This window comes from Paracoccus sp. N5 (assembly GCF_000371965.1).
GTDB lineage: Bacteria > Pseudomonadota > Alphaproteobacteria > Rhodobacterales > Rhodobacteraceae > Paracoccus.
This window is the reverse complement of record NZ_AQUO01000001.1, coordinates 1019724-1044502: the sequence shown is the minus strand read 5'-3', so window position 1 is coordinate 1044502 and position 24779 is coordinate 1019724. Positions and strand designations below refer to the sequence as shown.

Sequence of the window (24779 nt, the reverse complement as noted above, 5' to 3'; positions counted from 1 at the left end):
TTGCGCCGGTCCGCCGGCGCGGCATGTCACCTTCCGCGGGAATATGGGAATGTGGTTTCGCCCGAAGATTTCGGGCGGTTTTTCATGTTACCGAGGTAAAACCCATGGCGACTTTGTCTTATGATTATTACTGGGCGGTCTATTCCGAGACCCTGGCCGACGTGGCTGCCGAACTGGCGCGGCAGATGGGCCGGCTGCCCATGCTGAACGTGATCCACGGCGTTTCCGGCCCCGAGATCCTGGACGGCAGCGACAGCGACGACGGCATCCTGGGCGGCGGCGGCAACGACCGGCTGCGCGGCTTTGGCGGCGATGACTTCCTGCACGGCGGCTTCGGCAATGACAGCCTGTGGGGCGGCGACGGCCGCGATTCGATGCACGGCTGCAATGGCAACGACCGCATGTGGGGCCAGGCCGGCCATGATTTCATGCATGGCGGGCTGGGCAATGACGCGATGTGGGGCGGGACCGGCAATGACAGCCTGCACGGCTGCTTCGGCAGTGACACGCTGAAGGGCGAGGCCGGCAACGACTTCCTGCACGGCGGTTTCGGCAATGACCAGCTGATGGGCGGTTCGGGCAACGACACCGTCAACGGCTGTTTCGGCGACGATCTGGTCGATGGCGGGGCGGGGAACGACCTGCTCTCGGGCGGCTATGGCCGTGACACTTTCGTCTTCGACGGCGGCAGCGACCGCATCATCGACTTCGAGACCGGCGGCTGCGGCTGCGGTTCGGACCAGGCCGAGGTGATCCGCGTCGATCTGGCCGGCATCGACGATTACGCGGCGCTGATGGACGCCGCCCGGCAGGACGGGGCGGATGCGGTCTTCGACCTGGGCGGCGGCAACCGGCTGGTGCTGGAGGGTGTCGCGCTGGCCGAGCTGGACGATTCGATGTTCGTCTTCGTCTGAGCCTTGCGGGGCGGGCGCGATCCCGCCCCGTTACATGAGCTGCCAGACCAGCCGAAGCGCCAGCGCGGTCGAGGTCACGACCAGCAGCGGCTTGATGACCCGGGCGCCGATGCGCATGGCCAGCCGCGCGCCAAGGCTGGCGCCGGCGATCTGCGCCACCGCCATGGCGGCGCCGACCAGCCACAGCGGCTTGCCGACCAGGGCGAAGGCGACCAGCCCGCCCAGATTCGAGGCGAAGTTCAGCAGCTTGGTGTGCGCCGTGGCCTTGAGAATGCCGTAACCCGCCAGCATTACGAAACCCAGCATGAAGAACGAGCCGGTGCCCGGTCCCAGCAGCCCGTCGTAGAAGGCGACCGCCGGCACCACCGTCGCGGCAAAGACCGCATGCGGCATGCGCCGCGCCCGGTCTGTGTCGTCGAGCCCCGGCTTCAGCGCGAAGAAGACCGCGATGCCGATCAAGAGCACCGGCAGGCCGTAGCGCAGCGCCTGCGTCGGCAGGAAACTGACCAGTGCCGCGCCCCAGAGCCCGGCCATGAAGGCCACGGCGGCCTCGGGCAGCTGCGCGCGCGGATCGACGAGGCCGCGGCGGGCATAGGAGATCGCGGCCGTCGCGGCGCCGAAGACGCCCTGCACCTTGTTGGTGGCCAGCGCCTGGGCGGGCGGAATGCCGGCCAGCAGCAGCGCCGGCACGGTGATCAGCCCGCCACCGCCGGCGATGGCATCGACGAAGCCGGCCGCGAAGGCGGCGCCGATCAGCATCAGCAGGAGGTCGAGCGAGAGGTCCATGGGCCGGGCTTTGCGGCGCGGCGCCCGGATTGTAAAGGCCGCGCGTGCGGCTCGGTGGCCGGGGGTATTTGGGAAACGGTGAAAGCCGCTGGGGCCGGGCTGCGGCGGCCGGGCCCGTGGCACGGGCGGCGGGGGTATTTTCGGAGCAAAGAAGCCGATCAGCTCCGGGGATGGGCGGCGCGGTAGACTTCCAGCAGCCGGGCGTCATCGACGCCGGTATAGACCTGGGTGGTCGAGAGGCTGGCGTGGCCCAGGAGTTCCTGGATGGTGCGCAGATCGCCCCCCGCCGCCAGCAGATGCGTGGCGAAGCTGTGGCGCAGCGCATGCGGCGTCGCCGTTGGCGGCAGGCCCATGACCTGGCGCGCGTGCCGCATCGCCGCCGCGATCAGCGACGGGTTCAGCCGGCCGCCGCGCGCGCCGCGGAACAGCGGCGATTGCGGCTCCAGCGGCCAGGGGCAGAGCTGCAGATAGGCCGCCGTCGCCTGCTGCGCGATGGGCAGCACCGGCACCTGGCGTTCCTTCTTGCCCTTGCCGCGGATGGTCAGCGCCTCGCGGAAGGGCCAGTCGCGGCCGTCGAGGCCGAGCGCCTCGGAGATGCGCAGCCCGCAGCCATAGAGCAGGGTCAGGACCGCTGTGTCGCGGGCGGCGATCCAGGGCTTGGGGCTGGTTTCGCCGGCGATGTCCAGCACCGCCTCGGCCTGGTCCGGCGCCAGAGGGCGCGGCAGCGAACGGGTGAATTTCGGGCTGCGCGCCGCCAGCGCCCTGGAGGCGTCGAAGCCGTGCCGGTCCGACATCCAGCGGATGAAGCTGCGCGCGGCCGAGAGCCTTCGCGCCAGCGAGCGGGCGCCCAGGCCGCGGGTGCGCTCGGCCGCGGCAAAGGCGCGCATGTCGGTCTGGGTCAGGCTGCCCAGCGTCGCGGGCAGGGCCGGCGTGCCGTGATAGCCGCCGAGGAAGGCCAGGAAGGCCAGCAGATCGCTCTGATAGGCCCGGATCGTGTGTTCGGAGCGGTCGCGCGTCGCCTTTTCGCTGTCGAGCCAGCGCGCGAGGTTGTCGGCCATGGCCGGGGCCAGCGCCAGGGGGCCGGCCGGCTGGCTCATGCCCGCAGCCAGGAGATCAGCACCAGCCGGAACACCTGCCCGAAGAAGCGCAACAGGTCCGTGCCCTGCGCCGGGTTGAAGCGCCCGACATCGCCCGAACCCATCAGCAGCAGCGCCGGGAAACGGCCGGGGCCGAGGTCCAGCGGCAGCAGCGCCTCGGAGCGGATCGGCGCGCGCGCTTCGCCGTGAAAGGGCAGGGTCTGGCTGGCGGCGCGGCGCAGCACGATGTCGTCGCCGCGCGGCATGCGCCGGCCGCCCGAGATCAGCTCGGCCACCGTGCCGGCGGGGGCGACGATCAGCGGGCCGCTGGCCTCGGGCTGGGGCAGGGCGCCGCCCGCCTCCATCACCAGCCGCAGGGTTTCCACCCGCAGGATCGGCGCGACGGCGAGTTCCAGGTTTTCCAGGAAGCCCTCGAACTCCATCGGCTCCAGCAGGGACAGCACGGCGCGGTGGATGGTGTTCATCCCCGACTGGTTGTCATAGGCGGCCGAGATCACCGATTCATGCGCCGCCTCCAGCCGGTCCAGCCGCGATTCCAGCGCCTGCATGGCGCGGCCGCGGATGTCGATCACGTTCTCGCCCACCTCGGCCTCGCGCGCGCCGATCAGCGCGCGCATCAGGTCGCGGTCGGCGAGGATCAGCTCGGGCTGCGCCAGCAGCCGGGCGCGGATCTCCTCGGTCAGTTCGGCCGCAGTCTGCTCGGCCATCAGACGATCTTCTGCCCGGTCTTGGCCCAGTCGGCGTTGAACTGTTCCAGGCCCTTGTCGGTCAGGACGTGATTCGCCATGGCCTTGATGACCGCCGGCGGGGCGGTGATGACGTCGGCGCCGATGCGGGCCACGTCGGTGATGTGGTTCACCGAGCGGATCGAGGCGGCGAGGATCTCGGTCTGGAAGTCGTAATTGTCATAGATCTCGCGGATCTGCGCGATCAGTTCGACGCCGTCCAGGTTGATGTCGTCGAGCCGGCCCAGGAAGGGGCTGATGAAGGTCGCGCCGGCTTTCGCCGCCAGGATCGCCTGCGCCGGGCTGAAGCACAGCGTCACGTTGACCTTGTGGCCCTGCGACGACAGCGCCTTGCAGGCCTTGAGCCCGTCCCAGGTCAGCGGCACCTTGACGGTGATGTTCGAGGCGATCTTCACCAGGCGCTCGCCCTCGCGGATCATGTCGGCGGCGTCGCTGGCCACCACCTCGGCGCTGACCGGGCCTTCGACCAGGTCGCAGATTTCCTTGGTGACTTCCAGGATGTCGCGGCCGGATTTCAGGATCAGCGAGGGGTTGGTGGTGACGCCATCCACCATGCCCAGGTCGTTCAATTCGCGGATCGCGGCGACGTCGGCGGTATCGACAAAGAATTTCATGCGCGGGGGCCCCCTCTTGCGGATTTGCCGAGGGTTTAGCGCATAACAATCGGCGCGTGAAGTCCGCGCGGCTTGCGGGCGGGTGCGGCCCTGTGCAAGATCCCGGCCTTGTCCGCAGGAGAGCGCCCTTGGAAGCCCTGAACCCCGACCTGTTCGATCTGCTGCCGCTGCTGGCCGCCGGCCCGCTGCTGGCCGGGCATTGGCCGCTGCTGCTATTCGTCGGCTGGGCTGCGGTGCCCTGAACCCGATGCCGCCGCCCTTCTATCCCCATGGCGCTCGCATCGCCGTGCTGACGCAGGAAGTCGTCGGCGTGCTCGACTATCTCGCGCCCGAGGGCGGGGTGCGGCTGGGCCAGCTGGTGGTGGTGCCGCTGGGGCCGCGCCGGGTGATGGGGGCGGTCTGGGGGCCGGGCATGGGCGATTTCGACATGGCCAAGCTGCGGCCCGTCGCCCGGCTGGTCGATGCGCCGCCGCTGTCGGGGGGCATGATCGAATTCCTGACCCGGATGGGCGAATACACGCTGACGCACTTGCCCGCGATGCTGCGCATGGCGACGCGGGCGCCGGACCTGGACCAGCCGCCCTCGGCCCGCCGCATCATCCATCGCGCCGGCCCGCCGCCCGCGCGCATGACCGATGCCCGCGCCGCCGTGCTGCGGGTGATCGAGGATCACGGCGGCGCCGGCTTCGCCCCCGGCGAGCTGGCGCAGCTGGCCGGCGTCAGCCCGGGCGTGGTGCAGGGGCTGGTCAAATCCGGCACGCTGGCCGAGGTGCTGGCGCCGCGCGACGTGCCCTATCCGCGGCTTGACCCCGGTCTGCCCGGCAAGCCGCTGGCCCGGGACCAGGCCGAGGCCGCCGATGCCCTGCGGGCCGAAGTCGCCCGCCGCGCCTATGGCACCACGCTGCTGCGCGGCGTCACCGGCTCGGGCAAGACCGAGGTCTACCTCGAGGCCGTGGCCGAATGCCTGCGCCAGGGCCGGCAGGCGCTGGTGCTCTTGCCCGAGATCGCGCTGTCGGCCGAGTTCCTGAACCGGGTCGAGGCCCGCTTCGGCGCCCAGCCCGGCGAATGGCATTCCGGCATCACCCGCAGCGAGCGCCGCCGGCTGTGGACCATGGCGGCGACGCATAACGTCGGCATGGTGGTCGGCGCCCGCTCGGCCCTGTTCCTGCCCTTTGCCGACCTGGGCCTGATCGTCGTCGATGAGGAACACGATTCCAGCTACAAGCAGGAGGACGTGGTCTATTACAGCGCCCGCGACATGGCGGTGCTGCGCGCCAGCATCGAACAGGCGCAGGTGGTGCTGGCCTCGGCCACGCCCTCGGTCGAGACCTGGGTGAATGCCGCCGCCGGGAAATATCGCCGGCTGGACCTGCGGTCGCGCTATGGCACCGCCGAACTGCCGGAAATGGGCACCATCGACCTGCGGCAGCAAGAGATGGAAAAGGGCCGCTGGATCAGCCCGCGCCTGGCCGCCGAGATCGCCGCCCGCAAGCAGCGCGGCGAACAGTCGCTCTTGTTCCTGAACCGGCGCGGCTATGCCCCGATCACCGCCTGCCGTGCCTGCGGCCAGCAGATCGGCTGCGACCATTGCGACGCCCGCATGGTCGAGCACCGCTTCCAGAACCGCCTCGTCTGCCACCAATGCGGCGAGACCAAGCCGATCCCGACCGCCTGTCCGTCCTGCGGCGTCGAGGGCAAGATGACCGCCATCGGCCCCGGCGTCGAGCGGCTGGCCGAGGAGGTCGCCGAGCGTTTCCCCGAGGCCCGCGCCTCGGTGCTGTCCTCGGACCTGTTCCACTCGGCCCGGGCGCTGAAGGAGGCCATCGCCGAGATCGGCGCCGGCGAGACCGATATCATCATCGGCACCCAGCTGGTCGCCAAGGGCCACAACTTCCCGCGCCTGACGCTGGTCGGGGTGATCGACGCCGATCTGGGCCTGCAAGGCGCCGATCTGCGCGCGGCGGAACGCAGCTTTCAGCTGATGCGCCAGGTCGCCGGCCGGGCCGGGCGCGAGGGCGGCGAGGCGCGGGGGCTGGCGCTGCTGCAAACCTATCAGCCCGAGCATCCGGTGATCCGGGCGATTCTGTCGGGCCGGGACGAGGATTTCTGGGACGCCGAGGCGGCGCAGCGCCAGGCCGCCGGCATGCCGCCCTTCGGCCGGTTGGCCGGGATCATCCTGTCGCATCCCGACATGCCGGTGGTCGAGGATTACGCCCATGCGCTTGCCCGCCGGGCCGAGCCGCTGCGCGCCGTGGGGGCCGAGCTTTTCGGCCCCGCGCCGGCGCCCATCACCCGCATCCGCGGCCGCTGCCGGGTCAGGATGCTGATCCGCGCCCCGCGCCAGGCGCCGGTGCAGGCGGCGATCGCGGCCTGGCTGGCGCAGGCGCCGAAACCGCCGACGAACCTGCGGCTGTCGGTCGACATCGACCCGCAGAGCTTTTTCTAGCGCCGCCGCTCGATCAGCTTCGAGGCCAGCGGCGCCAGGGTGATGACGATCACCATGCGCAGCAGGTGGTGGCTGACGACATAGGCCAGATCCGCCCCGGCGATGATGGCGATGACCACCATCTCGGCCTGCCCGCCCGGCAGATAGGCCAGGAAGGCGTCGAGCGCCGGGGCCAGGCCCAGCTGCATGATCAGTTCGATGAAGATCAGGCTGATGAGCGCCAGGAACAGCGCATAGACCAGCCCTGCGGTCACGTCGATGCGCAGCTCGCGCCCGGTGATGCCGACGTATTTCACCCCGACCGCGACGCCAATGAAGAATTGCGCCGCCTGGATCATCTCGGCCGGCGGGCGGTGTTCGATCACGCCCGACAAGGACAGCGCCGCCGTCAGGATCATCGGCCCCAGGATCGAGGCGCCGAACAGGCCCAGCCGCTCGGCCGCCTTCCAGCCGATCAGCCCGGCGGCGACCATGATGGCGATCTCGGCCGGATCGGTGGCGCGGATCGAGACGCCCGGCGGCTGCGACAGGTCCACGCCCCAGAAGCTTTGCATGATCAGCGGCGCCACGGTGACGATGACCAGCACCCGCGTGGCATGGATCAGCGACAGGGCGCGCACGTCGCCGCCCGCCTCCTCGCCGAAGACCAGCATGTCCTGCAACCCGCCCGGCATGGCGGCATACCAAGCGGTCGGGTGGTCGAAGCCGAAGCCGCGCCGGAACAGCGGATAGCCGACCAGCGCGATCGCCAGGATGAAGGCGGGGACGAAGGCCAGCGAGGCGGCGATCTCGGGGATCTTGCCCAGCACCGCGGGCGTGATCGAGGCCCCGACCGCGACGCCCAGGAAGGTGCGCATGAAGGTGCCGAGCCCGCCCGCGCCCATCAGCGGCGCCCCCGCCAGCGCCGCGATCAGGCAGGCGAGCATCGGGCCCAGCAGCAAGGGCAGCGGCAGCTGCAGCGCCAGGAACAGCGCGCCGCCACCCGCGGCCAGGGCAAAGGTCAGGGCCCGGCGGGCCATGGCGGAGCGCATCATAGCCCGCACCTGTCCAGGAATCCCTCCAGCACGGCGCCCAGCCGCTCGGCCCAGAGCGCCTGGCCCGCGGCGTCGGCGATCAGGTCGTTCCTGACCTCGATCAGCACGTTCGGCCGGCCCTGCGCCAGGGCGTGGCGGTCGATGGAATCGCCGTCCAGATGCCCGGAATAGGGCTCGTTGTCGCCGGTGATCCAGCCCAGGTCGCGGCATTCGCGCACCAGCGCCTTGCCCAGCCGCTCGTCGCGATGCGAATAGAGCACGCCCACCGCCCAGGGCCGGCGCGGCCTTCCGCGCAGCTGGCGGGTAAAGCTGTGGATGGCGCAGATCGCCCGGTCCGGCCGGGCCGCGGCCAGGGCCTCATAGGCGGCGTGATAGGGGCGATAGAGCCGCTCCATCCGCAGCGCGCGTTCGGCCGGCCCGGCGTGGCGGTTCGCCGGGATCACCGTGCCGTCATAGATCCGCATCAGCAGCGTCGGATCGTCCTCGCCCCGGTTCGGGTCGATCACCAGACGCGAGAAATCGGTCAGGATCGCCGGCGCGTCCAGCCGTTCGGCCAGCTTCCGCGTCAGCCCGGCGGCGCCCACGTCATAGGCGATGTGGCGGGCCATGTCCTCGGGCGCGATGCCCAGGGATCCGCCGCCCACCCAGTCCGGCACGCGGTTGGTGGCGTGGTCGCAGGTGATCAGCCAGCGCGACCCGCGCGAAGGCCCGATGATGGAATGCGATTCGTGTGTCATGTCGGCTTTGCCTCGCATCGGGCAAGCTTTAGTGCAAGCCTTGCGCAAGGCGCGGTTGCCGCGCGCGGGCGAATGGGTCTATAGAGCCGATAGCGCAAACAACAGGCGGGAGAACGGGATGAGACGGCATCGCAAGGTCAAGATCGTGGCAACCCTGGGGCCGGCATCCAGCGATTTCGCCACCATCCGGGCATTGTTCGAGGCCGGCGCCGACGTGTTCCGCCTGAACATGAGCCATGGCACGCATGAGGAACAGCGCGCCCGCTATGACATCATCCGCAAGGTCGAGGCCGAATCGGGCCGTCCCATCGCCGTGCTGGCCGACCTGCAAGGGCCGAAGCTGCGCGTGGGCGCCTTTGCCGCCGGGCCGCACGACCTGGCGGACGGCCAGGCCTTCCGCTTCGACCTCGACGCGACGCCGGGCGACGCGGGCCGGGTGCAGCTGCCGCATCCCGAGATCTTCGCCGCGCTGGAACCCGGCGCCGAACTGCTGGTCAACGACGGCAAGATCCGCCTGCGGGTGGAAAAATGCGGCGCCGATTTCGCCGATTGCGTGGTGACGGCGGGCGGGCCGATCTCGAACCGCAAGGGCGTGAACGTGCCCGACGTGGTGCTGCCGCTGGCGGCGCTGTCGGACAAGGACCGCGACGACCTGGAATTCGCCTGCGGGCTGGGGGTGGACTGGCTGGCCCTGTCCTTCGTCCAGCGCCCCGAGGACGTGATCGAGGCGCGCGAGCTGGCGCGCGGCCGCGCCGCCATCCTGTCCAAGATCGAGAAACCCGCCGCCGTGCGGGCCTTCAGCGAGATCCTGAAGGTCTCGGACGGGATCATGGTGGCGCGCGGCGACCTGGGGGTCGAGCTGCCGGTGCATTCGGTGCCGCCGATCCAGAAGCGGCTGGTGCGCGCCTGCCGCGCGGCCGCGAAGCCGGTGATCGTGGCGACCCAGATGCTGGAATCGATGATCGAAAGCCCGATGCCGACGCGGGCCGAGGTCAGCGACGTGGCGACCGCGATCTATGAAGGCACCGACGCGATCATGCTTTCGGCCGAAAGCGCCGCCGGCGCCTATCCGGTCGAGGCGGTGGCGACCATGGACAACGTCGCCCGCTCGGTCGAAAGCGACCCGACCTATCGCGAGATCATCGAAAGCTCGCGCCAGGCCAAGCGCCAGACCGTGGCCGACGGCATCGTCGCCGCCGCGCGCGAGATCGCCGAGACCACCGACATTTCCGCCATCTGCGCCTTTACCCAGTCCGGCACCACCGGCAGCCTGGTGGCGCGCGAGCGCCCGCGCGTGCCGATCGTCGCCATGTCCTCGGAACAGCGGACGCTGCGCCGGCTGTGCCTGACCTGGGGCACGCATTGCGTGCTGACGCCCGAACTGGAACGCTTCAAGCAGGCCGTGGTCAATGCCGCCAAGGCGGCGCGCGACTTCGGCTTTGCCGACGAGACCAACCAGATCGTCGTCATGGCCGGCGTCCCCTTCAACGTGCCCGGCACCACCAACATCCTGCGCATCGCGCCCTGCGACGAGCGCTTGATCTATCGCACCGATCCGGAATAAGCCCCGCGTAACGAGCTGTTACGGAAAGGTGATCCGATGATCGACATCCTGTTGCTGGCCGGCGTGGCGCTGTGCGTGCTGTCGGTGCTGCTGGCCATCGTCTCGGTGGCGCGCACCCGCGCGCCGCGCGGCGCGGCCATCGCGCTGGTGCTGGGCCTGGTCCTGGTCTTTGCCGGCGCCTGGCTGGACCCGCGCCCCTTCGGCGTCGAGGCGCTGAAGGAAAGCTGGCAGCGCCTGCTGGATGGCCAGATCACTCTGGGCACCGATCCGGTGAGCGCGCCCGCGCCCGAGGCTGCCGCGCCGGCCGAGACCGCCCCCGCCGAGCCTGCCCCTGTCGAGACCGCCCCTGTCGAGACCGCCCCGGCCCCCGCTGCCGAGGCCCCCGCGGAAGCGCCGGCCGCCGAGACCGCTCCGGCGGCGCCGGCCAGCCAATAAGGCTTGTCAAATTCGCGGCGCGCCCTTATAGGGCACGCTTCCACCCGCGCGGCCGGCCGATATGGCATTGCCGAGTCGTGCGTTCACTCTGACCGCAAGGAGAGTAAAATGCCGAAGATGAAGACCAAAGCGGCCGCCAAGAAGCGGTTCTCGATGACGGCTTCGGGCAAGGTCAAGGCCGGCCCGGCCGGCAAGCGCCACGGCATGATCAAGCGCTCGACGAAATTCATCCGCGATGTGACCGGGACCATGATCCTGTCCGACGCGGACGCGAAGATCGTCAAGAAATACATGCCCTACAACCGCTAAGGAGAACCGGAGATGGCACGAGTCAAATCGGGTAAGATCACCCACGCCCGCCACAAGAAGGTTCTGGACGCGGCGAAAGGCTATTACGGCAACCGTTCGCGCAACTTCCGCACCGCGACCCAGGCCGTCGACAAGGCCAACCAGTATGCGACCCGCGACCGCAAGACGCGCAAGCGCAATTTCCGCGCGCTGTGGATCCAGCGCATCAACGCCGCCGTGCGCGCCGTCGATGCCGAGATGACCTATTCGCGCTTCATCGCCGCGCTGGCGAAAGCCGGGATCGAGGTGGACCGCAAGGTCCTGGCCGACCTGGCCGTGCACGAGCCCGAGGCCTTTGCCGCCGTGGTCGCGCAGGCGAAAGCCGCCGCCTGATCCTTCGGGCCTGGCAGAGACACGGAAACCCGCGCCCCGGCGCGGGTTTTTTCGTTGCGTCCGGGGGGCTCTGCCCCCACGCCGGGCAGGCCCGGCGTTCCCCCGGGATATTTCCACAAAAGAGAAGCTGTCCCTGGAACCCGGCGGGGCAGGGCGGGGTTGCGGGGCATGTCCTTGCCGCATGAGTTTCCCGTCCGCGTGCCCCTGCACCGCAAGCCGCTCGGTGTGCTGGCCTCGGCCATGGTGGCGCGGCGCAATGTGCTGGAGCTGATCCCCGAGATCGCCGTGCGCCAGCCCATGGTCTCGGGCAAGACCGGCAAGCGCTGGCACATGGTCATGGATCCCGAGGCGCTGCGCGTGGTGCTGAAGGATCGCGTCGAGGATTATCCCAAGTCGCTGGTGACGCGGCTGATCCTGGGGCCGGCGGTGGGCTGTTCGATGTTCGTGGCCGAGGGGGCGCATTGGCGCTGGCAGCGCCTGGCCGCCGCCCCGGCCTTTGCCCAGCGTCATGTCGAGGCGCTGGGTCCGGTGATGAGCGCCGCCGCCGAGGCGAGCGCGGCGCGGCTGGCCTCGGCCGAGGGGCCGGTCGATGTCTTTGCCGAGATGGTGGCCGCGACCTTCGAGGTGATCTCGGACGTGACCTTTTCCGGCGACGAGGGCTTTGACCGCGCTGCCGTGCATCATGCCATCGACGCCTATATCGCCGGGGCGGCGCGGATCTCGGTCCTGGATGTCCTGGGCCTGCCGGGCTGGATCCCGCGGCCGGGCCGGCTGTTCGCCGGTGCCGACCTGCGGCGGATGAAGCGGGTCGCGGACGGCGCGATCCGTGCCCGGGCCGCCGCCGGGCCGCGCCGGGTGCCGGATCTGCTGGACCTGCTCCGCGCCGGTGCCGATCCCGAGACCGGACGGCGCATGACGGCCGCCGAGCTGCGCGACAACCTGCTGACCTTCATCGTCGCCGGGCATGAGACGACGGCGCTGACCCTGGCCTGGTCGCTTTACCTGCTGGCCTTCGATCCCGGGGTCCAGGCCCGCGCCGCCATCGAGGCGGACGCGGCCCTGGGCGGTCGCGTCGCGACCGCCGCCGACCTGCCGCGCCTGCCCTATCTGCGCCAGGTGGTCGAGGAGGCGCTGCGGCTCTATCCGCCCGCCGCCTTCCTGTCGCGCACCGCCCGCAGCCGCGATACCCTGGGCGGGCGCGAGGTGCGGCCCGGCGACACCATCATGCTGCCGATCTATGCGCTGCACCGCCACCGCCTACTGTGGGACGACCCCGACGCCTTCGACCCCGACCGTTTTGCGCCGGGCGTCAGCCGCGACCGCTTCGCCTTCCTGCCCTTCGGCGCCGGCCCCCGCATCTGCATCGGCGCCAGCTTCGCCCTGCAGGAGGCGGTGATCATCCTGGCCACGCTGGTCTCGCGGCTGCGCTTTGCGCTGACCGGGCGCCGGCCCGAGCCGCGCATGATCCTGACCCTGCGCCCGCATGGCGGCGTCTGGCTGCAGGTCTCGCGCCGGGCTTGAAAGCCGGCCCGCGCCGGGGCAGGATCGCCGCCATGATTACCATCTATCACAAGCCGACCTGCTCGACCTCGCGCAAGGTGCTGCAGATGCTCCGCGACGCCGGGCACGAGCCCGAGATCGTCGACTATGCCCGCGAGGGCTGGACCCGCGCCCAGCTGCTGGGCCTGTTCGCCGCCGCCGACGTCACGCCCCGCGAGGCCCTGCGCGTCAAGGGCACCGATGCCGCCGAGCGCGGCTTGCCCGAGGCCGGGGACGAGGCAATCCTTGCCGCCATGGTCGAGAACCCGCTTCTGGTCGAGCGGCCCATCGTCTGTGGCCCCGGCGGCGTGCGCCTGTGCCGCCCGGCCGAGCTGGCGCTGGAAACCCTGACCCGCTAGAGCCGTCGCGAGGCTTTTCCCGGCCCGCCCTGCGTGCTAATCGGCGGGCAAACCGCAAGGAAAGCCTGCCCCATGTCCGACCAGTCCGACCTGAACGCCCTTCGCCAGACCTATCTCGACCGCATCTCGGCCGCCGGTGACGGTGATGCGCTGGAACAGGTGCGCCTGGCCGCCCTTGGCAAGAAGGGCGAGATCAGCGGCATGATGAAGGAACTGGGCCGCATGACGCCGGAAGAGCGCCAGACCACCGGCGCCGCGCTGAACCGGCTGAAGGACGAGGTCGATGCCGCCCTGCGCGCCCGCCGCCAGGGCCTCGAGGATGCCGCCCTGGACGCCCGGCTGCGCGAGGAATGGCTGGACGTGACCCTGCCCGGCCGGCCGCGGCCGCAGGGCACCATCCACCCGGTCAGCCAGGTGTCCGAGGAGGTCACCGCGATCTTTGCCGACATGGGCTTCCGCGTCGCCGAGGGGCCGCAGATCGAATCCGACTGGTTCAACTTCGACGCGCTGAACATCCCGCCCGAGCACCCCGCCCGGCAGGAGCACGACACCTTCTTCATGGCCCGGGAGACGGGCGACCCGCGCCCGCCGCATGTCCTGCGCACCCATACCTCGCCGGTGCAGATCCGCGCCATGCAGGAAACCGGCGCGCCGATCCGCGTCATTGCCCCCGGCCGGGTCTATCGCATGGACATGGACCAGACCCATGCGCCGATGTTCCACCAGGTCGAGGGCCTGGCCCTGGGCCGCGACATCTCGATGGCGAACCTGAAATGGACGCTCGAGGAATTCTGCCGCGCCTTCTTCGAGCTCGACGAGGTCGAGTTGCGCTTCCGCGCCTCGCATTTCCCCTTCACCGAGCCGTCGGCCGAGGTCGATATCCGCTGCTCCTGGGAGGGCGGCAAGCTGACGCTGGGCCAGGGGAATTCGTGGCTCGAGATCCTCGGCTCGGGCATGGTGCATCCCAAGGTGCTGGCGGCGGGCGGCATCGATCCCGAGCAATGGCAGGGCTTCGCCTTCGGCATGGGCATCGACCGGATCGCGATGCTGAAATACGGCATCCCGGATCTGCGGGCCTTCTTCGAAAGCGACCTGCGCTGGCTGCGGCATTACGGCTTTGCCGCGGGAGATGTGCCGAGCGTGGCGGGTGGGCTGTCGCGGTGACCAAGCGCCCTGGTCTTCGGCATCGGCTCTGACGGCTCCTCCCGGCGGCGGCACGGCTGGAGGCTGACCGAGCAATTGTCCCGCCGATCTTTCATGTTGCATCCGAAAGCGTGGATCGGCTTAAACTTGCCGGCAGCGGCTGTGTTGTTGTGTATCACCGCGCCGATATTGTCTGCACGGACAGGACATGAGCCCAGCGCCCTCGGACGCAGACGCTCCCCCAGCGCAACGGGCGGGTGGACTACGGCCGCCTCATCGCCGCGATGGGCAAGTCTGGTTCCATAGCCAGGCATCGGGCGCGCTTGGCCTATGCGGCGCTGCCTTTTTTCTGGTCCTGCTCGCCATGCCGTCCCGCGCCGGCTTGCGGGTTCGGCGCAGCGTCTCCTATTGCCGTTCCTGCGTGGGTCGGTGATCTACGACGTGCTCGGGATGGCCCTTTCCTTGCGCCATCACCAGCCGCTTGGCCGATGGGAATGGCACATGCTTCTGACAAGCAGTTCGCTGCATCTTTGGTTTCTCCCTTCGCCTTCCTGGCCGCGATGCTCACGCCGATGCTGGCCGCGCCGGATCGTGGCTCCGATCGCGGCGCTGTCGGGAGCCGCATTCTGCCTGTTCGGCACCCCTGAAGTCATCCCGTTCGCACAATGGAGTTTCGGCCTGATCCCGTGCTTGTCGGTATTTCCTGCTTCACAAGCGGTTGGCGCATTGCGGCGGAAACCCTCATCCTCTGCTGGCTCATGCTGACCCTCGGGCGGCACTCGGCGGACAACCTCACGATTCTTGCCGGAACCGGTGTCGCGCTCGTGGTTCTGGCTGTCAGAGTCGCACCGACGCGGCTCTCAGGCTGGTGCGCCGGGCTTTCGATGTGGGTCTACCTGGCCCATCCCCTGGTTCTCGTGGCGGGACGGACAGCGGGGGTATCAGGATTCGCGCTGGGAATTTTTGCCATCCTCGGGTCATTGCTGCTTGCGCAAGGCATCGAGGCGGCCATGCAGGGCCGGCCCCGCGCCCGGGACATCGAAAAAGTCGATCCTTGACGGGCCCGATCTGCGGCGTGCCGGGATCGTGGTTCCGGGCTGACTATGCGCGCTCACCAATACCGCCACATCCCGTAGACCCAGACCCCCCATCATCACCGTGGCCGCGCCCATCACCAATACCCAAGGCTCGCCCGCGATCACGCTCATTGCCAGCAGCACGCCCCACAGCGCCACGATCAGCAGCCGTCCCTGCCGGGAATCCCGCGCCAGATACCACAGCCACAGCGCCCCGCCGCAGATCAGCGGCACCAGGACCACCACCAGAGCCGTCTCCATCCATCCCTCCACGACCGGAACCGGATCGCGCCCCGCCGCCCCGATGATCCGCCGGCTGCCGTTCGGGCTGCTGGCGCTGGGCGGCTGATCTACCAGCGCGAGCCCAGGCTGCGGCGCATCGCGTCCTTGTCCTGCTGGATCATGCCGGGGATCAGGAACAGGTCGATCAGCGCCCAGAGGCAGACCAGCCCGACCAGCGGCCAGCCGATCAGGATCGGCGCCGTCAGCCAGCCCAAACCCCACAAGACCAGCATGAAAAGCCCGCTGAACCAGCGCCCCAGATACATCCGGTGCGCGCCGAAGCCCCATAGAAAAATCGCCAGCAGATAGGCAACCAGCGGCGACTTGGCGTCATTCGCGACCCGTTGCTCGATCAGCATTTCCCGTTGCGTGTCCATCGGCCCCCATGCCCATGTTAATCCCCTTCACATATAGGGCGGGCCGGGTTTCCTGCAAGATGCGGGGGCGCACGGGGCGTACACCGCGCGTACACAGGCCGTGCACCGGCCGTCGGCCAGCGCGGCCTCCCGCGCGCCCCTACCAATCCGCCGCGCCATGCGCTAAGGGACGGCCAAACCCGACGGAGCGCTCGCCGATGAAATTCACCCTCTCCTGGCTCAAGGAGCATCTCGACACCACCGCCTCGCTGGACGCGATCACCGAGGCGCTGACCGACCTGGGGCTCGAGGTCGAGGGCGTGACGGACCCCGCCGCCAGGCTGGCGCCCTTTACCATTGCGCGCGTCCTGGAGGCGGTGCAGCACCCCGACGCCGACCGGCTGCGGGTCTGCAAGGTTCTGACCGACGAGGGCGAGAAGCAGATCGTCTGCGGTGCCCCGAATGCCCGCGCCGGCATCACCGTGGTGCTGGCCAAGCCCGGCGACTATGTCCCGGGGCTCGACACCACGCTGGGCGTCGGCAAGATCCGCGGCGTCGAGAGCCATGGCATGATGGCCTCCGAGCGCGAGCTGGAGCTTTCCGACGAACACAACGGCATCATCGAGCTGGCCTCGGGCGAGGTCGGCGAGAGATTCGTCGACTGGCTGGCCGCGAACCGCCCCGAGGCGGTCGATCCGGTCATCGAGATCAAGATCACCCCGAACCGCCCCGATGCGCTGGGCGTGCGCGGCGTCGCCCGCGACCTGGCCGCGCGCGGCCTGGGCCGGCTGAAGCCCCTGGCCGATGTCACCGTGCCGGGCAGCTTTCCCAGCCCGATCAAGGTGGTGATCGATCCGCAGGTGGCCGAAAAGGCGCCGTTCTTCAGCGGAAGGCTGATCCGGGGCGTCCAGAACGGCCCCTCGCCGGACTGGCTGCAAAAGCGCCTGACCGCCATCGGCCTGCGCCCGATCAACACGCTGGTCGACATCACGAATTTCTTCACCTTCGACCTGAACCGGCCGCTGCATGTCTTTGACGCCGCCAAGGTCAAGGGCGACCTGGTGGTGCGCCCCTCGGCCGAGGGCGAGGAACTGCTGGCGCTGGACGGCAAGACCTATGCCTTCGCCCCCGGCACCATGGTGATCGCCGACGAACAGGGCCCGGAAAGCATCGCCGGCATCATGGGCGGCGAGCTTTCGGGCTGTTCCGAGGCAACCACCGAGGTCTTCCTGGAAAGCGCCTATTGGGACCCGATCGCCATCGCCACCGCCGGCCGGGCGCTGAAGATCAACTCGGACGCCCGCTATCGCTTCGAGCGCGGCGCCGATCCGGCCTTCACGCAACAGGGGCTGGAGCGGGCGACGCGGATGATCCTCGAGCTGTGCGGCGGCGAGGCCTCGGAGGTCGTCACCGCCGGAGCCGTGCCCGACACGACGCGCAGCTACGGGCTGGACCCGGCCCGGGTCATCAGCCTGGTCGGCATGGAGATCCCCGAGGCGGAACAGCGCGCGACCTTGCAGGCGCTGGGCTTCCGGCTGGAGGGCGACCAGGCCTTCGTGCCGTCCTGGCGCCCAGACGTGCAGGGCAGCGCCGACCTGGTCGAGGAGGTCGCCCGCATCGCCAGCCTGACCAAGCTGCAAGGCCAGCCGCTGCCGCGCCCGCAGGCCGGCGTGCCGCAGCCGGTGCTGACGCCGCTGCAACGCCGGGAATCGGCGGCGCGGCGCATGGCGGCGAGCCTGGGCTATAACGAATGCGTCACCTACAGCTTCATCGACCAGCCGGCGGCGGCGCTGTTCGGCGGCGGCTCGGACGCGGTGCGGATCGAGAACCCGATCAGCAGCGAGATGACGCATATGCGCCCCGACCTGCTGCCCGGCCTGCTGGCGGCGGCGGCGCGCAACCAGGCGCGCGGCTTCATGGACCTGGCGCTGTTCGAATGCGGCCCGGTCTTCAGCGGCGGCGAGCCGGGCGAGCAGGACCTGCATCTGTCCGGCATCCTGGTCGGTGCGACGGCGCCGCGCGACCCCTATGCCTCGCGCCGCAAGGTGGACATCTATGACGCCAAGGCCGATGCCGAGGCGGTGCTGGCCACCGTGGGCGCGCCGGCCAAGGCGCAGGTCAACCGCAAGCTGGACGGCTGGTGGCATCCCGGTCGCGCCGGCAATATCGCGCTGGGCCCGAACACGCTGGCGACCTTCGGCGAGATCCACCCGCGCGTGCTGAAGCATTTCGGCATCAAGGGCACGGCGGTCGGCTTTACCGTGCGCATCGCCGCGGTGCCGCTGCCCAAGGTCCGCACGCCCTCGCGCCCGGCGCTGGTGCTGTCGGACCTGCAGGCGGTCGAGCGCGACTTCGCCTTTGTCGTGGATGCGCAGGTCGAGGCGCTGGCGCTGGTGAACGCGGCGGCCGGCGCGGACAAGGCGCTGATCGAGCGGGTCACGGTCTTCGACCAGTTCACCGGGCTGGAGGGCGGCAAGAAGTCCATCGCCATCACCGCCCGGTTGCAGCCGAGGGACAAGACCCTGACCGATGCCGAGATCGAGGCGGTCAGCGCGAAGATCGTCGAGAAGGTGGGCAAGGCCACCGGCGGCACGCTGCGCGGCTAGGACATCCGGCGCCCCGCCCGCCCGTCGCGGCGGGGCGCCGATTCCCGACTGTTTTTCATGGAAATTCGGCCCGGCTGGCTTGACGCCGCTGTGCGATCCGGTTTTTCCTCTTGGCATGATTTCAAGCAGGGGACGACTTTTCATCGGCCCGTATTCCTCGCGGCGCGCTCCGGCGGTGCGTGACGGGACAGCCGATCGGCGCGGTCGTGGTTCCGTTCCGTCTGGGCTGGATTCCGGCAACGTGTTATGCGCACATTTGTTAACAGGTGCGACAGGTTCGAAAAGGTAAGCACATGATCAAGGAATTCAAGGAATTCATCGCCCGGGGCAATGTCATCGACCTTGCCGTCGGGATCATCATCGGCGCGGCGTTCACCGCCATCGTCAATTCGCTGGTTGCCGATCTGATCAACCCGATCATCGGTCTTCTGACCGGCGGCACCGATTTCAGCGGCCATTACGTCGTGCTGAAGGGCACCGTCCCCGAGGGCGCCAGCCTGGCCGCGGCGCGCGATTCGGGCGCCTCGGTCTTTGCCTATGGCTCGTTCCTGTCGGCGGTCATCAACTTCCTGATCATCGCCTGGGCGGTGTTCCTGCTGGTCAAGGGCGTGAACAAGCTGCAATCCGCCGCCATCCGCAAGAAAGAAGCCGAGGCCGCCGCCCCCGCCGGCCCGACGCAAGAGGAACTGCTGCTGCAGATCCGCGACGAGCTGCGCGCGCAGCGCGCCTGATCCCCGGCGCCGGCGCGGGGGGACCGCGCCGGCCCAAGGCCTCAGGCGACCAGCGCCTCGGGCGGCTGCCAGCCCAGGCCCTGCACCTCGGCCACCGGGGCCGAGGCCAGCACGCCCTCATGCACCGCCAGCCCCGCCAGCAGATGCGGATCGTCCCGCAGCGCCTGGCGCCAGCCCTTGTCCGCCAGCGCCAGCACGAAGGGCAGGGTGGCGTTCCCCAGCGCCCGGGTCGAGGTGCGGGCCACCGCGCCGGGCATGTTCGCCACGCAGTAATGCATGATCCCGTCCACCGCATAGACCGGATCCTGGTGGGTGGTCGGGCGCGAGGTCTGAAAACAGCCGCCCTGGTCGATGGCGACATCCACCAGCGCCGAGCCGGGCTCCATCAGCGAAAGCTGCGCCCGCGTCACCAGCTTGGGCGCGGCGGCGCCCGGCACCAGCACCGCGCCGATCACCATGTCGGCCGCGGGCAAGAGTTCGGCGATGGCGCCCTGCGTCGCATATTGCGTGGTCAGCCGGCCCATGAACACGTCGTCAAGGTAGCTGAGCCGCGGCACCGAGCGGTCCAGCACCGTGACATTGGCGCCCATGCCGACCGCCACCCGCGCCGCCGCCGTGCCGACCACACCGCCGCCGATCACCACGACATTGCCCGGCCGCACCCCGGGCACGCCGCCCAGCAGCACGCCCGAGCCGCCATTGGCCTTTTGCAGCGTCCAGGCCCCGACCTGCGGCGCCAGCCGCCCCGCGACCTCGGACATCGGCGCCAGGAGCGGCAACCCGCCGCGCGCATCGGTCACCGTCTCATAGGCGATGGCGGTGACGCCGCTTTCCAGCAGCTCGCGGGTCTGGGCCGGGTCGGGCGCCAGGTGCAGATAGGTGAACAGCAGCTGGCCCCGGCGCAGCATGGCGCGCTCGGCCGCCTGCGGCTCCTTGACCTTCACGATCAGCTCGGCCTCGGCAAGGACGGCGGCGGCATCGGGCAGGATGCGGGCGCCGGCGTCGATGTAATCCTGGTCCGGGAAGCCGGAACCGTTTCCGGCACCGGCCTGGACCAGCACCTCGTGCCCGCGGGCCGTGGCCTCGCGCACCGCCTCTGGCGTCAGGCCGACGCGGAACTCCTGCGGCTTGATTTCCGTCGGGCATCCGATCTTCATGGGTATCCTCCCTTTTCCTGTCGTTCCATGCTGGCACGGCGCCGCCGACAGTTCCTGCTTAAACTGCGCGGCGAAACCGGCTAGTTTCGAAGAATTGGCGCGAACCGGCGCCCGTCACGACGGGATCTTCAGCGATGATCGACCTTGACGCAACGGACCGCCGCATCCTGACCGTGCTGCAACGCGACGGGCGCAAGACCAATGCCGACCTGGCGGCCGAGGTCGGCCTGTCGGCCAGCGCCTGCCACCGCCGCGTCCAGCGGCTGGAGGAGGCCGGGGTGATCCGCGGCTATGTCGCGCTGCTGGATGCGCGCAAGCTGGAGCGGCCGACCACGGTCTTCGTCGAGATCACGCTGTCGGGCCAGGCGGACGAGCTGCTGGAAGCCTTCGAGCGCGAGGTGCGCAAGATCCCCGACGTGCTGGAATGCCACCTGATGGCGGGCTCGGCCGACTACCTGCTGAAGGTGGTGGCGCAGGACACCGACGATTTCGCCCGCATCCACCGGCAATTCCTGGCCAAGCTGCCGGGCGTCGCGCAGATGCATTCCTCGTTCTCGCTGCGCACGGTGGCGCAGACCACGGCGCTGCCGGTGTGAATGAATCCCCCCCGGCGGGCGGGGATTTTCCTGAAACGCCGGATATGAAAAACCCCCGCGAGAGCGGGGGTTTTCCTGAAACGAACGTGTCGCTCGTCTTACAGCGCGCCTTCGCGCTGGGCCTTTTTACGGGCCAGCTTGCGGGCGCGGCGAACGGCCTCGGCCTTTTCACGGGCCTTCTTGACCGAGGGTTTCTCGAAATGCTGCTTGAGCTTCATTTCACGGAACACCCCCTCGCGCTGAAGTTTTTTCTTCAGAGCACGAAGCGCCTGTTCGACGTTGTTGTCGCGAACACTTACCTGCATGTGGTTGTCACCACCTTCCTAGGTTAAAGTTGAGCAGATTTGCAGGACGCGGCCTTCTAGCAGGGCGAATCGCCCTTGTCCAGATTTTCTGGCTCGCTCTGCAACAACATGGAGGAACAAGGCCATGACCGATGAACGCGCGCGGCTGATCCGGGCCGCGCTCAGCCATGTCGCCTTCGAGGGCATGGGCGATCGCGCCATCGCCGAGGGCGCCCGCGACATCGGCATGAAGCCGGCGCTGGCCCGGGTGCTTTTGCCGCGCGGCGGCGCCGATCTGGCGGCGGCCTATCACCGCCAGGGCGATGCCGCCCTGCGCGACTGGCTGGCGCAGCATCCGCCGCAGGGCCGGTTCCGCGACCGGGTGGCGGCGGCGGTGATGCAGCGGCTGTCGCTCAGCGACCGCGAACTGGCGCGGGCCGGCGCCTCGGTGCTGGCGCTGCCGCAACACGCCAGCCTCGGCGCGCGGCTGGTGTGGGAGACGGCTGACGCGATCTGGGACGGGCTCGGCGACCGCTCCGAGGACGTGAACTGGTATTCCAAGCGCGCGACGCTCTCGGCGGTCTGGGCCGCGACGGTGCTCTATTGGCTGGGCGATGATTCGCCCGAGCTGCACGACACCCGGGAATTCCTCGACCGCCGCATCGAGGGGGTGATGCGCTTCGAAACCCTCAAGGGCCGGATCGGCGCGCTGCCGGGCATTTCGGTGCTGACCGAGCTTGCAACGGGCTGGATTAAGCGGCCGGAACGTCGCAATCTGCCCGGAGAATTGCGCGGGCGCGCGCGGATGCACGAATCTGGAGGGGGACGAGGGTGATTCCCGATGTCATGCAGGCGATCGAAATATCCGCTCCGGGCGGTGCCGAGGTGCTCAAGCCGGCCACGCGGCCGGTGCCGGTGGCGGGCCACGGCCAGATCCTGATCCGGGTCGCCTGGGCCGGGGTGAACCGGCCCGACGTGCTGCAACGCGCCGGCTCCTATGCGCCGCCGCCCGGCGCCTCGGACCTGCCGGGGCTGGAATGCGCCGGCATCGTCGCGGCGGTGGGGCAGGGGGTGACGCGCTGGAAGCCGGGCGACCGGGTCTGCGCGCTGCTGCCCGGCGGCGGCTATGCCGAATACGCGACCTGCCCGGCCGAACACGCCCTGCCGATCCCCGCCGGCCTGTCGCTGCGCGAGGCCGCCGCCCTGCCCGAGACCGCCTTCACCGTCTGGTCGAACGTCGTCATGCGCGGCCGCCTGCAACCGGGCGAGAAGTTTCTGGTCCATGGCGGCTCGTCCGGCATCGGCACCATGGCGATCCAGGTGGCGCGCGCCCTGGGCGCGCGGGTCTGGGCCACCGCCGGCTCGGCCGAGAAATGCGCGGCCTGCACCCGGCTGGGCGCCACCGCCATCAACTACCGCGAGGAGGATTTCGTGACCCTGCTGCGCAAGGCCGGCGGGGCGGACCTGATCCTCGACATGGTGGGCGGGGATTATATCGCCCGCAACATCAAGTGCCTGGCCGAGGATGGCCGGCTGGTGATGATCGCCTTCCTGGCCGGCCCCAAGGCCGAGATCAACTTCGCCCAGATCATGACGCGGCGGCTGGAGGTGACCGGCTCGACCTTGCGGCCGCAATCCGACCTGGCCAAGGCGCAGATCGCGCGGGAACTGCAGGACAGGCTGTGGCCGCTGATCGAGGCCGGGGTGGTGCTGCCACAGATCGACAGCAGCTTTCCGCTGCGCGAGGCGGTGGATTCTCATCGCCGCATGGAGGGCAACGGCCATATCGGCAAGATCCTGTTGCAGGTTTCGGCCGAGGATTGAACCGGTCGCGCCGATTGCGCCGTGGCTGGCCTCCGGCGGGGATATTTGAACAAGAAAGAAAAGCACACACCCCGCCCGCCGGAGCAAAGGGTCGGGGGTGTGGCTTCTCTCTTGACGGTCATCGGCGTCCCCGCCTGTACCGTGAGTCCACCTTGCCGGAAAATCCTTGCGATTCGGTTAACGGCTTCTTTCTTGTCTAAATATCCCCGCCGGAGGCCAGCGGCATGGCCATCAGCGCGGCGCCGGCATCAGGAAGCTGCCGCTGCAATCGCGCCGCGCATCCGGGGCGCAACTGCGGGGCTCGAGCTCGCGGGTCAGGCAGATGCGCACCTCCTGCAAGGCGCGGTCGCGGCAGGTCACGGTGATCGCATCGCGCGACAAGCCGGGGTTCGCGGCGATGAAGGCGTCCTCGACCACCGTCGCGGGCAGGGTTACGTCGCGGCCCAGGCGCCGCAAGGGTTCGGGAATGGTGATGGTCCTTGCGGCCTCGCGCGTCAGGGCGAAATAATCGCCCGCCGGCAGGCCCGAGCAGCGGCCGTGCTTCTTCCATTGATACCAGGCCAGCCCGGGCGAGCCCATCAGGTCCGCCATGGCGCGGGTCTCGCGCTGCGAGGGATCGCGGGCGGCGCTGCGGCAGTCCTGCGGCCAGCCGCGCTCGTATTGCGGCCAGAGGCCGTGGACCACGAAGCCGATGCGCCTTCCCGGTGCGCATTGGCCGTCGGCCTCGCCCTCGGCCTGGCACCAGCTGGGCGACCAGCTCAGCGACAGCAGGTAATAGTCGAACCGGCCCGCGACATCCTGGGCATGGCCAGGGCCGGGCAGCAGCAGGGCGGCGAGCAGGGCGAGCGTTCTCATGCCCCGAACCTAGCCGCGCCGACCGGCCTACGCCACGAAATTCAGGCTTTATTTCGCCCCGTTCTGGCCCTATATAGCCAGTCAATCCCCCTGAAAATGGAATGGCAGCCGCCGAAAGCCGTTTTCCCCGGCCGGAAGAGATATTGTTAAGGAGAAGGTCATGAACAAGCCGCTGATGGCCAAGGCCACCGCTGTCTGGCTGGTCGACAATACCACGCTGAGCTTCAAGCAGATCGCCGATTTCTGCGGCATGCACGAGCTCGAGGTGCAGGGCATCGCCGATGGCGACGTGGCGGCGGGCGTCAAGGGCTTCGACCCGGTCGCCTCGAACCAGCTCGATGCCGGCGAGATCGAGAAGGGCCAGAAGAACCCGCTGTATCGGCTGAAGCTGAAGCACAACCCCGCCGCCGAGGGCGAGGAAAAGCGCCGCGGCCCGCGCTATACGCCGCTCAGCAAGCGCCAGGACCGGCCGAATGCCATCCTGTGGCTGGTCAAGTTCCACCCGGAACTGGCCGATGCGCAGATCGCCAAGCTGGTCGGCACCACCAAGCCGACCATCGCCTCGATCCGCGAGCGCACGCATTGGAACATCCAGAACATGCAGCCCATCGACCCGGTCGCCCTGGGCCTGTGCCGGCAGTCGGAGCTGGATGCCGCCGTGCAGAAGGCCGCGAAGAAGAAGGCGGCCGAGGGCGGCGCCATGACCGATGACGAGCGTCGCAAGCTGCTCTCGACCGAGACTTCGCTGGCGATGTCGGACGAGCCGCGCCTGCCCTCGAGCATCGCCGGGCTCGAGAACTTCAGCCTCAGCAAGGATGAGGACAAGCCCCAGGCCGAGGATCTGGACGCCGACAGCTTCTTCAACCTGCCCGAGGCGGATGACGACGAGGACGAGGACAACTGATCCCGTCCGGAAG

26 protein-coding genes are annotated in these 24779 nt (G+C 69.5%); 15 read left to right on the top strand and 11 right to left on the bottom strand.

What is annotated here, in order from left to right:
- Positions 1-104: 104 nt before the first annotated feature.
- A complete protein-coding gene (locus PARN5_RS21660; protein WP_017998727.1) occupies positions 105-914 on the top strand; it encodes a calcium-binding protein in 810 nt (269 codons plus the stop codon).
- Positions 915-944: 30 nt separating this feature from the next.
- Here PARN5_RS21660 and PARN5_RS0105260 read toward each other — a convergent pair whose 3' ends face one another.
- The 4 genes from PARN5_RS0105260 to fsa all read right to left on the bottom strand — a co-directional run bounded on the left by PARN5_RS0105260 (position 945) and on the right by fsa (position 4157).
- Positions 945-1700 (bottom strand): TSUP family transporter, encoded by a 756-nt coding sequence (locus tag PARN5_RS0105260; RefSeq protein ID WP_017998726.1) that lies wholly within the window; start codon positions 1698-1700, stop codon positions 945-947.
- Between the two features lie 158 nt (positions 1701-1858).
- Complete coding sequence (locus tag PARN5_RS0105255; protein WP_017998725.1) at positions 1859-2797, bottom strand: tyrosine recombinase XerC; 939 nt, start codon at positions 2795-2797, stop codon at positions 1859-1861.
- Positions 2794-3504, bottom strand: coding sequence for a DUF484 family protein (locus tag PARN5_RS0105250; RefSeq protein ID WP_017998724.1), 711 nt, complete (start codon positions 3502-3504; stop codon positions 2794-2796). The genes PARN5_RS0105255 and PARN5_RS0105250 overlap by 4 nt, the downstream gene beginning before the upstream one ends.
- Complete coding sequence (gene fsa, locus PARN5_RS0105245) at positions 3504-4157, bottom strand: fructose-6-phosphate aldolase (RefSeq protein WP_017998723.1); 654 nt, start codon at positions 4155-4157, stop codon at positions 3504-3506. The genes PARN5_RS0105250 and fsa overlap by 1 nt, the downstream gene beginning before the upstream one ends.
- A 247-nt stretch (positions 4158-4404) precedes the next feature.
- Between fsa and PARN5_RS0105235 the strand changes: the two genes are divergently transcribed.
- On the top strand, positions 4405-6603 hold the full coding sequence (locus PARN5_RS0105235; protein WP_017998721.1) for a primosomal protein N': 2199 nt from the start codon (positions 4405-4407) through the stop codon (positions 6601-6603).
- On the opposite strand, the gene PARN5_RS0105230 is transcribed toward PARN5_RS0105235, so the two are convergent.
- The gene (locus PARN5_RS0105230; RefSeq protein WP_017998720.1) at positions 6600-7637 is read right to left on the bottom strand and encodes an AbrB family transcriptional regulator; all 1038 of its coding nucleotides are present in this window, start codon (positions 7635-7637) and stop codon (positions 6600-6602) included. The genes PARN5_RS0105235 and PARN5_RS0105230 overlap by 4 nt on opposite strands.
- On the bottom strand, positions 7634-8374 hold the full coding sequence (locus PARN5_RS0105225) for an N-formylglutamate amidohydrolase (protein WP_017998719.1): 741 nt from the start codon (positions 8372-8374) through the stop codon (positions 7634-7636). Before PARN5_RS0105225 ends, PARN5_RS0105230 begins: the two co-directional genes overlap by 4 nt.
- Positions 8375-8492: 118 nt before the next feature.
- On the opposite strand from PARN5_RS0105225, the gene pyk reads away from it, so the two are divergent.
- The 7 genes from pyk (at position 8493) to pheS (ending at position 14116) form a co-directional block, all read left to right on the top strand.
- Complete coding sequence (gene pyk, locus PARN5_RS0105220; RefSeq protein ID WP_017998718.1) at positions 8493-9938, top strand: pyruvate kinase; 1446 nt, start codon at positions 8493-8495, stop codon at positions 9936-9938.
- 36 nt (positions 9939-9974) lie between these two features.
- Positions 9975-10373: a hypothetical protein gene (locus PARN5_RS0105215; RefSeq protein WP_026155189.1), complete on the top strand. Its 399-nt coding sequence runs from the start codon at positions 9975-9977 to the stop codon at positions 10371-10373.
- 108 nt (positions 10374-10481) lie between these two features.
- On the top strand, positions 10482-10682 hold the full coding sequence (gene rpmI, locus PARN5_RS0105210) for a 50S ribosomal protein L35 (RefSeq protein WP_017998717.1): 201 nt from the start codon (positions 10482-10484) through the stop codon (positions 10680-10682).
- Positions 10683-10694: 12 nt separating this feature from the next.
- Positions 10695-11054 carry a 50S ribosomal protein L20 gene (gene rplT / locus PARN5_RS0105205; RefSeq protein ID WP_011748559.1) on the top strand — a complete coding sequence of 120 codons (360 nt, stop codon included), beginning with the start codon at positions 10695-10697 and terminating at the stop codon, positions 11052-11054.
- A 168-nt stretch (positions 11055-11222) separates the two neighbouring features.
- Positions 11223-12575, top strand: coding sequence for a cytochrome P450 (locus tag PARN5_RS0105200; protein WP_017998716.1), 1353 nt, complete (start codon positions 11223-11225; stop codon positions 12573-12575).
- A 32-nt stretch (positions 12576-12607) separates the two neighbouring features.
- A complete protein-coding gene (locus tag PARN5_RS0105195) occupies positions 12608-12952 on the top strand; it encodes an arsenate reductase family protein (RefSeq protein ID WP_017998715.1) in 345 nt (114 codons plus the stop codon).
- Between the two features lie 72 nt (positions 12953-13024).
- Positions 13025-14116: a phenylalanine--tRNA ligase subunit alpha gene (gene pheS, locus PARN5_RS0105190; RefSeq protein ID WP_017998714.1), complete on the top strand. Its 1092-nt coding sequence runs from the start codon at positions 13025-13027 to the stop codon at positions 14114-14116.
- A 956-nt stretch (positions 14117-15072) separates the two neighbouring features.
- Here pheS and PARN5_RS0105185 read toward each other — a convergent pair.
- Positions 15073-15432 carry a hypothetical protein gene (locus PARN5_RS0105185; RefSeq protein ID WP_017998713.1) on the bottom strand — a complete coding sequence of 120 codons (360 nt, stop codon included), beginning with the start codon at positions 15430-15432 and terminating at the stop codon, positions 15073-15075.
- Positions 15433-15521: 89 nt separating this feature from the next.
- Positions 15522-15830 carry a TM2 domain-containing protein gene (locus PARN5_RS0105180; protein ID WP_026155187.1) on the bottom strand — a complete coding sequence of 103 codons (309 nt, stop codon included), beginning with the start codon at positions 15828-15830 and terminating at the stop codon, positions 15522-15524.
- A gap of 197 nt (positions 15831-16027) precedes the next feature.
- On the opposite strand from PARN5_RS0105180, the gene pheT reads away from it, so the two are divergent.
- Together pheT and mscL are read left to right on the top strand one after the other, a co-directional pair.
- Positions 16028-18415 (top strand): phenylalanine--tRNA ligase subunit beta, encoded by a 2388-nt coding sequence (gene pheT, locus PARN5_RS0105175; RefSeq protein ID WP_017998711.1) that lies wholly within the window; start codon positions 16028-16030, stop codon positions 18413-18415.
- Between the two features lie 293 nt (positions 18416-18708).
- Positions 18709-19146: a large conductance mechanosensitive channel protein MscL gene (gene mscL, locus PARN5_RS0105170; RefSeq protein ID WP_017998710.1), complete on the top strand. Its 438-nt coding sequence runs from the start codon at positions 18709-18711 to the stop codon at positions 19144-19146.
- Positions 19147-19187: 41 nt separating this feature from the next.
- Here mscL and ald read toward each other — a convergent pair whose 3' ends face one another.
- Positions 19188-20303, bottom strand: a complete 1116-nt coding sequence (gene ald, locus PARN5_RS0105165; protein ID WP_017998709.1) for an alanine dehydrogenase — start codon at positions 20301-20303, stop codon at positions 19188-19190.
- A gap of 137 nt (positions 20304-20440) precedes the next feature.
- Here ald and PARN5_RS0105160 point away from each other — a divergent pair, with 137 nt between their 5' ends.
- Positions 20441-20899: an Lrp/AsnC family transcriptional regulator gene (locus tag PARN5_RS0105160; RefSeq protein ID WP_026155186.1), complete on the top strand. Its 459-nt coding sequence runs from the start codon at positions 20441-20443 to the stop codon at positions 20897-20899.
- A gap of 98 nt (positions 20900-20997) precedes the next feature.
- On the opposite strand, the gene rpsU is transcribed toward PARN5_RS0105160, so the two are convergent.
- A complete protein-coding gene (gene rpsU / locus PARN5_RS23305) occupies positions 20998-21204 on the bottom strand; it encodes a 30S ribosomal protein S21 (RefSeq protein ID WP_011748553.1) in 207 nt (68 codons plus the stop codon).
- Positions 21205-21328: 124 nt separating this feature from the next.
- Here rpsU and PARN5_RS0105150 point away from each other — a divergent pair, with 124 nt between their 5' ends.
- Together PARN5_RS0105150 and PARN5_RS0105145 are read left to right on the top strand one after the other, a co-directional pair.
- A complete protein-coding gene (locus PARN5_RS0105150) occupies positions 21329-22018 on the top strand; it encodes a COQ9 family protein (RefSeq protein ID WP_017998706.1) in 690 nt (229 codons plus the stop codon).
- 11 nt (positions 22019-22029) lie between these two features.
- Positions 22030-23007 carry an NAD(P)H-quinone oxidoreductase gene (locus PARN5_RS0105145; protein ID WP_036744560.1) on the top strand — a complete coding sequence of 326 codons (978 nt, stop codon included), beginning with the start codon at positions 22030-22032 and terminating at the stop codon, positions 23005-23007.
- Positions 23008-23238: 231 nt separating this feature from the next.
- Here the strand turns inward: PARN5_RS0105145 and PARN5_RS0105140 are convergent, their stop codons facing one another.
- Positions 23239-23862, bottom strand: coding sequence for a ribonuclease T2 (locus tag PARN5_RS0105140; protein WP_017998704.1), 624 nt, complete (start codon positions 23860-23862; stop codon positions 23239-23241).
- Positions 23863-24022: 160 nt separating this feature from the next.
- On the opposite strand from PARN5_RS0105140, the gene PARN5_RS0105135 reads away from it, so the two are divergent.
- Positions 24023-24766 (top strand): cell cycle transcriptional regulator TrcR, encoded by a 744-nt coding sequence (locus PARN5_RS0105135; protein ID WP_017998703.1) that lies wholly within the window; start codon positions 24023-24025, stop codon positions 24764-24766.
- Positions 24767-24779 lie beyond the last annotated feature (13 nt).